This is a genomic window from Hyphomicrobium sp. ghe19, assembly GCF_902712875.1.
Lineage (GTDB): Bacteria > Pseudomonadota > Alphaproteobacteria > Rhizobiales > Hyphomicrobiaceae > Hyphomicrobium_B.
Genome location: NZ_LR743509.1, coordinates 4,254,424 through 4,266,364 on the forward strand (window position 1 = coordinate 4,254,424; position 11,941 = coordinate 4,266,364).

13 protein-coding genes are annotated in these 11,941 nt (G+C 61.6%); 12 read left to right on the forward strand and 1 reads right to left on the reverse strand.

Annotated elements, in window-relative coordinates:
* Nucleotides 1–75: 75 nt before the first annotated feature.
* The 10 genes from AACL53_RS20160 (at nucleotide 76) to AACL53_RS20205 (ending at nucleotide 8,722) form a co-directional block, all read left to right on the forward strand.
* Entirely contained in the window at nucleotides 76–975 is a 900-nt protein-coding gene (locus AACL53_RS20160) for a CoA ester lyase (RefSeq protein WP_339086387.1), read from the forward strand.
* Nucleotides 976–1,160: 185 nt separating this feature from the next.
* Nucleotides 1,161–2,225, forward strand: a complete 1,065-nt coding sequence (locus AACL53_RS20165; protein ID WP_339086388.1) for a MaoC family dehydratase — start codon at nucleotides 1,161–1,163, stop codon at nucleotides 2,223–2,225.
* 83 nt (nucleotides 2,226–2,308) lie between these two features.
* Nucleotides 2,309–2,836 (forward strand): superoxide dismutase family protein, encoded by a 528-nt coding sequence (locus tag AACL53_RS20170; RefSeq protein ID WP_339086389.1) that lies wholly within the window; start codon nucleotides 2,309–2,311, stop codon nucleotides 2,834–2,836.
* A 169-nt stretch (nucleotides 2,837–3,005) separates the two neighbouring features.
* Complete coding sequence (locus AACL53_RS20175) at nucleotides 3,006–3,983, forward strand: NAD(P)/FAD-dependent oxidoreductase (protein ID WP_339086390.1); 978 nt, start codon at nucleotides 3,006–3,008, stop codon at nucleotides 3,981–3,983.
* 85 nt (nucleotides 3,984–4,068) lie between these two features.
* Nucleotides 4,069–4,479, forward strand: a complete 411-nt coding sequence (gene sdhC / locus AACL53_RS20180) for a succinate dehydrogenase, cytochrome b556 subunit (protein WP_339086391.1) — start codon at nucleotides 4,069–4,071, stop codon at nucleotides 4,477–4,479.
* Nucleotides 4,479–4,862 (forward strand): succinate dehydrogenase, hydrophobic membrane anchor protein, encoded by a 384-nt coding sequence (sdhD, locus tag AACL53_RS20185; RefSeq protein ID WP_339086392.1) that lies wholly within the window; start codon nucleotides 4,479–4,481, stop codon nucleotides 4,860–4,862. Before sdhC ends, sdhD begins: the two co-directional genes overlap by 1 nt.
* A 5-nt stretch (nucleotides 4,863–4,867) precedes the next feature.
* Nucleotides 4,868–6,715, forward strand: a complete 1,848-nt coding sequence (gene sdhA, locus AACL53_RS20190; RefSeq protein ID WP_339086394.1) for a succinate dehydrogenase flavoprotein subunit — start codon at nucleotides 4,868–4,870, stop codon at nucleotides 6,713–6,715.
* 84 nt (nucleotides 6,716–6,799) lie between these two features.
* Entirely contained in the window at nucleotides 6,800–7,399 is a 600-nt protein-coding gene (locus AACL53_RS20195; RefSeq protein ID WP_339086396.1) for a hypothetical protein, read from the forward strand.
* 106 nt (nucleotides 7,400–7,505) lie between these two features.
* Entirely contained in the window at nucleotides 7,506–8,285 is a 780-nt protein-coding gene (locus tag AACL53_RS20200; protein ID WP_339086397.1) for a succinate dehydrogenase iron-sulfur subunit, read from the forward strand.
* Nucleotides 8,286–8,338: 53 nt separating this feature from the next.
* Nucleotides 8,339–8,722, forward strand: a complete 384-nt coding sequence (locus AACL53_RS20205; protein ID WP_339087002.1) for a VOC family protein — start codon at nucleotides 8,339–8,341, stop codon at nucleotides 8,720–8,722.
* Nucleotides 8,723–8,740: 18 nt separating this feature from the next.
* Here the strand turns inward: AACL53_RS20205 and AACL53_RS20210 are convergent, their stop codons facing one another.
* Complete coding sequence (locus tag AACL53_RS20210; protein WP_339086398.1) at nucleotides 8,741–9,772, reverse strand: MBL fold metallo-hydrolase; 1,032 nt, start codon at nucleotides 9,770–9,772, stop codon at nucleotides 8,741–8,743.
* A 63-nt stretch (nucleotides 9,773–9,835) separates the two neighbouring features.
* On the opposite strand from AACL53_RS20210, the gene AACL53_RS20215 reads away from it, so the two are divergent.
* Both AACL53_RS20215 and AACL53_RS20220 read left to right on the forward strand, forming a co-directional pair.
* Nucleotides 9,836–10,642 (forward strand): helix-turn-helix transcriptional regulator, encoded by an 807-nt coding sequence (locus AACL53_RS20215; RefSeq protein WP_339086399.1) that lies wholly within the window; start codon nucleotides 9,836–9,838, stop codon nucleotides 10,640–10,642.
* 77 nt (nucleotides 10,643–10,719) lie between these two features.
* The gene (locus AACL53_RS20220) at nucleotides 10,720–11,931 is read left to right on the forward strand and encodes an aminotransferase class I/II-fold pyridoxal phosphate-dependent enzyme (RefSeq protein ID WP_339086400.1); all 1,212 of its coding nucleotides are present in this window, start codon (nucleotides 10,720–10,722) and stop codon (nucleotides 11,929–11,931) included.
* Nucleotides 11,932–11,941: the final 10 nt, after the last annotated feature.

Below are 11,941 nucleotides of genomic sequence, written 5' to 3' on the forward strand. Positions count from 1 at the left end.
CCATGGTCCCGGTCTAGGTTGCAAAGCGGGATGGTTGCGTTGCACAATCCGGCAATTCATCTCGGAGTCGATGCAATGGTCATGAGACCGAGACGCAGTGTTCTCTATCTTCCGGGCGACAACGAGCGGGCGCTGGAGAAGGCGAGAACGCTGCCGGCGGATGCGATCATCATAGATCTCGAAGACTCGGTCGCTCCAGCGAACAAGGAACGGGCGCGCAATCAGGCGATCGCGGCCATTCATGAGGGTGGCTTCGGGTCTAGAGAGGTGATCCTGCGCGTCAATCCGATCGAAACGCCGTGGGGGATGGTGGACCTTCACGCGGCGATCGCGGCGGTTCCTGACGCGATCCTCATCCCGAAGGTTTCAAACTCGGGCGATATCTTGGGCACCGCTAAGGTCGTCAAGGCGGCGGAGGCCGATCCGCGCATCAGGCTCTGGGCGATGATCGAAACGCCCATGGGCATCATCAACGCCAAGGAAATCGCGGCGTGCGGCCCTGATCCCGACAACCGGCTCGTCTGTCTGGTTCTCGGCACGAACGACCTTTTGAAGGAAAGCCGGGCGCTCGCCAGCAGCAACCGTTTCGCGGTCGTTCCCTGGCTCGCCATGACGCTCGTCGCCGCGCGCGCCTACGGGCTCGACGTGATCGATGGTGTATACAACGATTTCAAGGATGATTTGGGTTTTCGAGCCGAGTGCGAGCACGGCCGGACGCTCGGCATGGACGGAAAGACGTTAATCCATCCCTCGCAGGTTGTGCCGTGCAACGAGGTCTTTTCGCCGACCGAGGAGGAAATTGCGTGGGCGCGCAAGATCATCAGGGCCTTCGAAGAGCCCGAGAATGCGCGAAAGGGCGTCATCACGGTCGAGGGGCGCATGGTCGAACGGCTGCACCTCGTCATGGCGAAGCGGGTCGCGGCGATTGCCGAGGCGATCAGCGCTCGCTCCAGGGTGGAAGAGCCCTGGTTCTGATCAGCGGCGGCCCTCGGCCTTCTGCGGCCCTAGATCGCGTCCTCAAATCGCGAAAAAAGTTGCGGTTGCGGGTGGAGATCCCGAAAAAGGCTGGCCGAAAAAGGGCTGACCAAAAAAGACGAAAATAGCCGAAGCCCAGTTTTTGGCGCTTTCCGAAATACTTTCCGAAATACAAGGCGGGGACGATGGCCGGAACAAAGACCAACGCAGGCAATTTCTTCGAAGATTTCAAATACGGCCAAATCATCCATCACGCGACGCCGAGAACCGTCACCGACGGAGATGTGGCGCTTTACACCGCTCTTTACGGCTCGCGGTTCGCCGTTCAATCGGCTGATACCTTCGCGACGGCACTCGGGTATCCCAGGGCGCCGCTCGACGACATGTTGACGTTTCATGTGGTCTTCGGGAAGACGACGCCCGATATCTCTCTCAACGCCATCGCTAACCTCGGTTACGCCGATTGCCGGTTTCTGAAGCCGGTCTATCCGGGCGATACGTTGTCCTCGACGTCGGAGGTGATCGGTCTCAAGGAAAATTCGAATGGCGAGACGGGCACCGTCTACGTCCGTTCGACGGGGCGCAATCAGCACGATGAAATCGTGCTCGAATATTGCCGTTGGGTGATGGTGCGCAAGCGCACCAAGGGTTCGCCGGCGCCGGAAGCGGTCGTACCGAAGCTTCCCGAACGCGTCGACCCGCAGGACCTGGGCCGCGCCGTGCCGCCGCTGGATATCAGCAAATACGATTTTGCCCTGTCGGGCTCGCCGCATCGGTGGGAAGACTACGAGCCGGGCGAGAAGATCGACCACGTCGACGGCATGACGCTCGAAGAAGCCGAGCACCAGACGGCGACGCGGCTTTATCAGAACACCGCCAAGGTGCACTTCAATCAGCACACGGAATCCAAGGGGCGTTTCGGCAAACGCATCGTCTACGGCGGCGTCGTGATCTCGCTCGTTCGGGCGCTGTCCTACAACGGGCTCGGCAACGCGTTCCATCTCGCGGCGATCAATGGCGGTCGCCATGTGGCCCCGACGTTCGCCGGCGATACGATCTATGCCTGGTCGGAAGTGCTTGAAAAAGCAGAGATTCCGGGCCGCAAGGACATTGGTGCGCTGCGTGTCCGGCTCGTTGGTGTCAAAAACCAGGATTGCGCGTCGCTGCCGCTCAAAACGCCGACGGGCGAGTACGCGGAGGGGGTTGTCCTCGATCTCGATACGTGGCTTCTGCTGCCTCGCCGGGTGTAAGCGGACCTCGGCACTGGGCCAGCGTGGGGCCGTTCGTGGCGGTTGAACCGTCCGGCGGCCCGTTATGCAAGGGGAGCAGTCGCATGAAGATCGGAATCACGGCAGCTGCGGCGGTGGCGATCCTTCTCTTTGCTGCAACCCCGAGGGCGGAAGCCATGGGAGAGACTGCGGTTGCCGAGATCAAGTTCGCCAACGGCAGCAGCGCCGGCACCATCACGCTGACGGAAATCGCCGCGGGCGTTCTCCTGAAGATCGATCTCAAAGGATTGACGCCCGGCGCGCACGGACTGCACCTTCACGAAGCCGGCAAGTGCGAAGGTGATTTTTCGTCGGCGGGAGCCATTTATAACCCGCTCGGGGCGAAGCACGGTTTCCTCAACGAGGAAGGTCCGATGGCGGGGGATTTGCCGAACGTCGTGGCCGGGTCCGACGGGGTAGCTTTGGCCGAGATCCTCAGTCCCTACCTGCATCTCAGCAAAGATACCGAAGACTCGCTTTTCGATCCCGATGGGTCGTCGCTCGTATTGTTCGAAAAAGCCGACGATTATCAGACCGATCCTGAAGGCGGAGCTGAGCCGAGGATTGCCTGCGGCGTCCTCAAAGCGCAGTAGGCGGCACGGTCGCCGCGCAACGTGATTTACACGTTGATCACTCAACCGCCCGTTACGCTTCGATAACGATTGGGCAAGAATTCCTATACAAGTTGGTCCCGTTGACGCCGGGTCGTCGTCGTGGCGCGTCGCGCCGCGAGGCGCGCAGGGTCTTGGAAGCGAGACTTCAGTGCCAAACAAAGTTGCCATTATCGGCGCTGGGATGGCCGGCCTGTCGTGCGCGCGCCTGCTTCGGCGGGCGGGCTTTGTCGTCGATGTCTTCGAGCAAGAGCGGAATATCGGCGGGCGCATCGCAACGACGCGCATCGGCAACGATACGTTCGATCACGGGGCGCAGTACCTCTCCGGGCGTTCGGAAGGTTTTCAAGATTTTCTCGATGAGATTTCCGGCCTCGGCCACGCGGGTCAGTGGGCGCCGCGGGCGACGAGCAGTGGGACGCGAGCGGACGAGCAAAGCCAGCCATGGGTCGTTGGCACGCCCGGAATGTCGTCGCTCTTTCGGCCGCTCGTCGAGGGGGTACACGTGACGACCGGCCGGCGCGTCCAGTCGCTGGAGCGGCGCGACAAGGGCTGGCACCTGTGGTTCGAGGATCAAGCATCGGCCGGTCCGTTCGATGCCGTGGCCGTCGCGGTGCCCGCGGCGCAAGCGCGATTGCTTCTCGGGCGCATCGGTGAATTCACTGTGCCCCTTGCGGACGTCCGCATGACGCCGTGCTGGGCCTCGATGGTGCGGATCGAGGAGAAGGTCTTTCCGGCTCAGGACGTCTTCACGGACATGTCGGAGACCATCAGCTGGATCGCCCGCAACAATACGAAGCCCGGCCGTAACCCGGCGGGCGAAAATCTCGTCATCCATGCGTCGCCGTCATGGAGTTCGCAGGCGCAGGATGCCGATCCCGACGATGTCGCTGCAGAGCTTTGGAGCCAGGTCAGCTACGCCTTGGATCTGCCACCTGTCAGACCGTCGCGGATGACGGCGCATCTCTGGCGTCAGGGGCTCGTCGATCGGCCGCTCGGGGAGTCGCATCTCTATTCCCCGGATCACAGGGCGGGCGTTGCCGGTGACTGGTGCCTCGGGGCGTCCGCCGAGCATGCCTTCGAAAGCGGCGATGCGCTCGGCCGGGCGATCGTCAATTCGCTGGCCTAGTCCCACTCTCTGTGGCATTTGGCGAATTGCCGCGCTCGCTTCGAGCCGCTACACGTTTGCTTCACACGCATTAGAAGGACGTCCGATGGAGGCTACATCAGGCCGCGGCGTGCGACCCGAGCGGCCGCTCTCGCCACACCTTCAAATCTATTCCCCGCTCATCAATATGGTGATGTCGATCCTGCATCGCATCACAGGCGCGGCGCTTTACGCTGGCTCGCTGCTGCTCGCGTGGTGGCTGATCGCGGCAGCTTCGGGTCCCGACTACTACAACTATGTCTCGAGCTGGTTCGCCACTTTGCCCGGCAAGATCATTCTTCTCGGATACACGTGGGTTCTCATGAACCACATGCTGGGCGGTCTGCGTCACTTCCTTTGGGACACCGGACGCGGCTACGGCCTCAAGACGATCGACATTCTATCGTGGGGCACGCTCGCGGCATCTTTCACGCTGACCGCCATCATCTGGGCGTTCGTCGCTCTCGGGGGCGCCTGATGAAATCGATGCGCACGCCGCTGAAGAAAGTTCGCTACCTCGGGTCGGCGAAAGAAGGCACCGATCACTTTTGGAAGCAGCGGGTGACGGCGGTCGCCAACGTGTTTCTCGGCATCTTCCTCGTTTGGCTCATCGTGTCGTTGCTTGGCGCCGATTACACGACCGTGCGCCAGAAGCTCGGAAATCCGCTGATTGCACTTGCGCTACTCGGGCTAATCCTGTCGGGCACCATTCATATGCGGCTCGGCATGCAAACGATCATTGAAGACTATGTGCATGAGGAAGGGCTTAAGCTCGCAGCCCTCATGCTGAACACGTTCTTTGCGATCTTCATCGCGCTCGTGAGCGTGTTCGCCATTTTGAAACTGAGCTTTGGAGCCTAAGACGGATGTCGGCAGCGAATGGCAAAGCCAATGGTGCGATTGCCGCGCCTTCCCAGGTCGGCAGGGCCTATCCCGTGCAGGATCATGTCTACGACGTCGTCGTCGTCGGCGCCGGTGGTGCGGGGCTGCGCGCCACGCTCGGCTGTGCCGAGGCCGGACTTAAAACCGCGTGCGTCACGAAGGTTTTTCCGACGCGGTCGCACACGGTTGCGGCGCAGGGCGGTGTTGCCGCGGCGCTCGGCAACATGGGTCGCGACGACTGGCGCTGGCACATGTACGACACCGTCAAGGGCTCCGATTGGCTCGGCGACCAGGACGCGATCGAATATCTTTGCCGCAACGCGCCTGCCGCCGTTTACGAGCTCGAGCATTACGGCGTTCCGTTTTCGCGCACCGAAGACGGCAAGATCTATCAGCGGCCTTTCGGCGGCATGACGACCGACTACGGCGAGGGTCCGCCCGCGCAGCGCACGTGCGCCGCCGCCGATCGCACCGGTCATGCCATGCTGCACACGCTGTACGGCCAATCGCTGCGGCAGTCGGCCGAGTTCTTCATCGAGTATTTCGCGCTCGACCTGATCATGGATCGCGACGGCGTTTGCCGGGGCATCATGGCGCTCAATCTCGATGACGGCACCGTGCATCGGTTCCGCGCGAAGAAGACCATTCTTGCAACGGGCGGATATGGTCGAACGTATTTTTCGTGCACATCCGCGCACACCTGCACGGGCGACGGCAATGCGATGGTTCTGCGCGCCGGGCTGCCGCTTCAGGACATGGAATTCGTGCAATTCCATCCGACCGGAATTTACGGCGCGGGCGTGCTGATTACGGAAGGTGCGCGCGGTGAAGGCGGATACCTTACCAATTCGAAGGGCGAGCGCTTCATGGAGCGTTACGCGCCGCACGCGAAGGATCTGGCGTCGCGCGATGTCGTCTCGCGCTCGATGACGATCGAAATTCGCGAGGGCCGCGGCGTCGGGGCGGAAGCAGATCACATCTATCTGCATCTCGATCATCTCGATCCGAAAATTCTCGCGGAGCGTCTGCCGGGCATTACCGAGAACGCAAAGGTCTTCGCGGGCGTCGATCTCCGCCGTCAGCCGATCCCCGTGCTGCCGACGGTCCATTACAACATGGGCGGCATACCGACGAATTATCACGGTGAAGTCCTGACCAAGAAGGACGGCGATCCCGATCACGTGGTGCCGGGCCTGATGGCGATCGGCGAAGCGGCGTGCGTATCGGTGCACGGCGCCAACCGCCTCGGCTCGAACTCGCTGATCGATCTCGTGGTCTTCGGCCGCGCGGCCGGGCTTCGCTGCGCGGAGACGATCGAGGCGGGCGCGTCCCAGCCGGATATGGCGAAAGACGCCAACGAGCCGGCGCTCGCGCGGCTCGATCGCTTCCGTTACGCCAAGGGTTCAACGCCGACGGCGGCGCTCAGGCTCCGCATGCAGAAGACGATGCAAGCGAACTGCGCCGTGTTCCGCGATGGACCGGTGCTCAAAGAGGGCGTCGAAAAGATCAATGCGGTGTGGCGCGACGCTGCCGACATCTCGGTCACGGATCGTTCGCTCGTTTGGAATTCGGATCTCGTCGAAACGCTCGAGTTCGACAATCTGATCTCGCAGGCGGCCGTGACGGTCGTCGGAGCGGAAAACCGCAAAGAGAGCCGGGGCGCACACGCGCGCGAGGACTATCCGAAGCGCGATGACGTCAACTGGATGAAGCACACGCTCACCTGGGCCGATTATGCGACGAAGACCGTCAAGATCGACGACAGGCCGGTGCACACCAAGACGATGACCAACGAGGTCAAGTACATCGAGCCGAAGGCGCGGGTTTATTGAGCGGTTCTGGATGGCGCGAGTACAAATAGCGCCGTCACAGGAAGTCGCCTATGGTGCGGCCGCTACTGGAAAGGCGCATCAGGCTTGAGCAAGGTTCCGAGGGAAGACGCCGACGAGACCGACACCCGAATGTCGCCCGATCCGTTCGCGGCGGTGCTGCCCGCGTTGGCGGCGCTCGGAGCCGTCGCGTCGATCGCCGCCATCAACTGGTCGGGAGAGGGAAAGCTTGCGACGCGCACGCGAGCCAAGCGCAAGACGAGCGCGGCTCTGCGTGATCTCGAAACCTGCTCCATCGGCCTTGCCGAGATTTTCCGTCGCTTTCAGCGTCACCCCCGCGTTTTCGCCGGTGAAGGCGGACAGGCGTCGGCGCCCCTCAAATTCGGTGTGCACGGGCAGCGCATCCGGGCCGACGCGCAACGCCTTTATCTGCAACTGATGAACGACATCGCGTCGATGCTGGTTCTGGCCGCCCAGAACGCGTTCGATGTGATGACCGCCATCGAGGACGGCGATATCGACGCACCTGAAGAGATCTTTTTCGGGTTCGGCGAGCAGCAGGAGCGGCTCAACGAAATCATCCAGTCGCGGGTGCCGCTGCGCGTTGCCGTCGATACCGGGGCCGAGATCGCCGATCAGCTCACTGCACTCGTCCGGGAGCTCAAGAAGCACCAGAAAGCCCTTTAAGCGAAAGAACCGCGCGCGGCGGTCCCGCATGTTGACACTGGTGGCTTGTTCAAGCTTCTGTCATTAGACAGTTCGTTATTTTCCGCAGGCGGGACCCCGAAGTCTCATGGTTGAGCTCACGCTTCCAAAAAATTCGAAGATTTCCGAAGGCAAGACCTGGAACAAGCCGGATCATGACGGTGACTGGAAGGAGTTCCGCATCTATCGCTGGAACCCGGACGATAGCCGAAATCCGCGTATCGACACGTATCATATCGATCAGAAGCAGTGCGGGCCGATGGTGCTCGACGCGCTCATCAAGATCAAGAACGAGATCGACCCCACGCTGACCTTCCGCCGCTCCTGCCGCGAAGGCATCTGCGGCTCGTGCTCCATGAACATCGACGGCACAAATACGCTCGCTTGCCTGAAGGGCATCGACGAGGTCAAGGGTGCCGTGAAGGTCTATCCTTTGCCACACATGAAGGTCGTGAAGGATCTGATCCCCGATCTGACGAACTTCTACGCGCAGCACGCCTCGATCGAGCCGTGGCTCAAGACGGATAGTCCGACGCCGCCGAAAGAGTGGCGGCAGTCGCGCGACGATCGCGAGAAGCTCGACGGTCTTTACGAGTGCATTCTTTGCGCGTGCTGCTCGGCTTCGTGCCCGAGCTATTGGTGGAACTCCGATCGGTATCTCGGTCCCGCCATTCTGCTGCAGGCCTATCGCTGGGTGGTCGACAGCCGCGACGAGGCGACAGGCGAACGGCTCGACAATCTCGAAGATCCGTTCCGTCTTTACCGCTGTCATACGATCATGAACTGCGCCAAGGCGTGCCCGAAAGGTTTGTCGCCTGCCAAAGCCATTGCCGAACTGAAAAAGCTGATGGTGGAACGGCGCGTCTAGAAATTCGCGCCGCTCGATCAGATAGCCAGTCGATAGGAGCAGCCGTGCTGGACATTCTCGATCACATCGGTTTCCCGGTCACCGACTACAAGCGGTCATTGAATTTCTACACCAAGGCGTTGGCGCCTTTGGGCATAGTGCTCCTCAGGGAAGTGAAATTCTCGGAAGAGGAAGACGACGGTTACGCGGGCTTCGGACGCGAGCGCCCGCAGTTCTGGCTCGGTACCGGGACGGCGCTGAAGGGCCGGCTGCACGTCGCATTTTCCGCTCAAAACCGGGCGGAAGTGCAAGCCTTCTACGATGCGGCGATTGCCGCGGGCGGCAAGGACAACGGGGCGCCTGGCCTTAGACCGCATTATCACGCCAACTATTACGGCGGCTTCATCATCGACCCCGACGGGCACAACATCGAGGCCGTTACACATCTGCCGGAATAATCGCTCCGCCTGCTGACGCTAGAGGTTGAGCTGGTAGGTGTGGGCGAGCCAGCGGTAGCTGCCTGGCGCGATCGTCTCCACATACCCGAGCGACGGGAACGGCATGTGATAGCCGATGACCGGCAGGCGATCCGTTGCGGCCATATCGAAAATGCGCCGTCGCGTCGCCACGCTCTGCTCATTGTCGGTGTCGAAAACACAGTGCCATTCGGGATGCGCGAGCGACGCCACCTGATGGTGGGCGCAATCACCCCAGAACAATATTGATTTGCCGCCGCTCTCGATCATGTAGGCGAGGTGGCCCGGCGTATGGCCATAGGCTTCGATGGCGCGGATGCCGCTTACCACATCGTCGCCGGGCTTTATAAAGGTGTATTTGTCGACGATGGGTTTCGAGTTAGCCCTGTAGATGCTCGCGAACTTTTCCATGTCGCCTGAGAATTTGCCTTCCGGCGCCCAGAAGTCGTGCTCGATCCCGCCGATCACATAGCGCGCGTTCGGGAAAAGCGGTTCGCCATTCTCGATGACGCCGCCGATGTGATCGGGGTGCCCGTGGCTCAGCAGAACGATGTCGACATCTTCGCGTTTGAATCCAGCCGGTGCGAGTTGTGCTGCGAGCCAACCGCCATCGGGACGCGGGATAAAGCCGTTGGAGCCGTTTCCCGTGTCGATCAGGATGATTTCCTTCCCCGTGTTGATGATGGTCGGAGAAAAGCCCGGCTGATATTTCTGTTCGGGAAGGAGGTTGTCGCGCATCAGCTTGCGGACGTCGGCTTCGGCGGCGTTTTTGCCGATCAGGGGGAACGGTCCGTCGATGAAGGATTCCGAATCCGAAATTGTCGTGATCTCGAAGTCGCCGAGTTTGAAGCGGTAAAATTTGGGCTGCCAACCGCCGAGCAATGCGGCCGAGGCTTCGCCGCGTGATGCCGTCGACAGGCTCAGTGCGGGCATTGCTGCGAGACCGAGGCCTGCTGCCAGAAGCTTGCGGCGGTCGAAGTTCAGCGCGGCGGGCACTTTGCCCGAGATTTCATTTGCGGTCGTCTTCGACATTTCGGCGTCCCACGGAGGTGTTAAAAGCTTGGGCGAGGCTAGACCGGGAGAGAGGACGCGCGCTTGTACGAACCTGCTACCGACGTGAACCAAGTCCTCAAGCCGTTGTGGCATGTCGGGGACGGGCGGATGCTTTTCGCCGGTTGTTTGCGGCGGAACGCACTTCACAGTCACAGCGCTTCGGTGCTTCTCGCGGGGCTCTACGATGACTTTCGGTTGAAGCTCGGCGGCGGCAGCTGGTTTTCGTGCCGGGCCGCGATCATCCGAGCCGGAGACGCTTATGAGTTCGATGCCGACGGCCGTCCGTTGGCTGTTCTTTATGTCGAGCCTACTGAGGCCTCTGCCGAGGGCCTTGCCGCGCTCATCCAGCAGACGCGGGAAGAACATGGCGCGCTGATCGGACAGCAGTCGGATCTCGGCCTGCTGCGCGAGATCTATGAGGCTGCAGGGAGCCCTCGGTGGGTGCATGAAGCCGTGGCCGAGCTCGTCGAATTTTCGACGGCTGGAACTCGCCCGACGATCGACGTTCGCGTGGCGCGGGCCATTGAGGCGATCGCGGTGCAGGAGCGTGACGAAAGCGAAATGGACGCCGAGCGAGCATGTCCGCCAAGTGTCGCCGAAGCAGCTCGGACCTCGGGCCTTTCGATGTCGCGGTTTCAGCACCTCTTCAAACAGGAGACCGGCGTTTGCTACCGCCGCTACGCGGCCTGGGCCAGGATGCGGTCCGCCGTTTCGGAAGTCGTCGCCGGCAGCAACTTCACGACTGCCGCGCACGCCGCGGGTTTTTACGATCAGCCGCACTTCGCGCACGAATTTCGCCGGATCTTCGGTGCGCCCGCATCGCGCAGCCTCGCGAATGTCAGGTCGTGAGCGTTGCCGCGCTTCCCGCTTCCATCTGGCGCGCGAGCGTGCGATAGCGGCTTAGACGCAGCCTCGACTGTTCGCTGATGAGCCATCCGCTTTCCTCTCTCACATCCGGCGCGATTTCCTCGCCCTTCACGCAGCTTCGGAAGCTTCTCGCCGGTATTCCGTCCGGCCATGCGACGCCGATCGAGCTGACGATCGGCGAACCGCGCGAGGCGATGCCGGATTTCATCGCGGCGAAGCTCGACGAGGCGACGGCGCTTTACGGGAAATATCCGCCGATCCGCGGCGCGGCGGATGCACGGCTCGCGATTTCCGAGTGGCTGTCGAAGCGTTACGCGTTGCCATCGGCGGTCGATCACGAGCGGGAAGTGCTGATGCTCAGCGGTTCGCGCGAAGGGCTGTTCTTCGCGTGTCTTCCGGCCGTCGGGCGCAAGGACATCAAGGGGCGTCCCGCGATCCTGATGTGCAATCCCTATTATTCGGCCTACGTCGCCGGTGCGTTGGCGGTGGGCGCCGAGCCCGTTTATCTCAACGCGACGAAGGCGACGGGCTTCCTTCCGGATCTCGACGAGATCGCGCGCGATAGGAGCCTGCTTGCTCGAACGGCGGCACTTTTCATCAACTCGCCCGCCAATCCGCAGGGCGCGGTCGCCGATAGGCGTTACATCCTGAAGGCGCTCGAACTCGCCCGCGCGCACGACTTCATGCTGTTTCTCGATGAATGCTATTCGGAGATTTATACAGAGGCTCCGCCGACGGGCGGTCTCGAAGTCGCTATCCAGACGCCCGAGCGCTTCCGCAATCTCGTCGTTTTCAATTCGCTGTCGAAGCGTTCGAACCTGCCGGGACTTCGATCCGGCTTTTGTGCTGGAGATGAGGCTTTCCTCGAGGCCTACGGCGAAGTCCGGAACATGTGCGCTCCGACCGTGCCGCTGCCGGTACAACATGCGTCAGCCGCCATTTGGCGCGACGAGGCGCATGTTGAGGCCTCCCGAGCGGCTTATAGAGACAAATTCCTCATTGCTGACAATGTGTTAGGTGACCGTTACGGCTATAAGCGCCCCGCGGGCGGCTTCTGTCTCTGGCTTGATTTGAGCCAATTCGGTGGCGGCGCTCAGGCGGCGGTAACCTTATGGCAACGTGCAGGCGTCAAGGTTATTCCCGGCAGCTTTCTGGCTCAGACGGGACGGGACGGCACCAACCCCGGCGCGGACTATGTTCGTGTCGCCATGGTGCAAGACTCTTCGACGATCCGGGAAGCGCTCGAACGCACGATTTCCGTGCTGCGTTAAAGAGTACGTT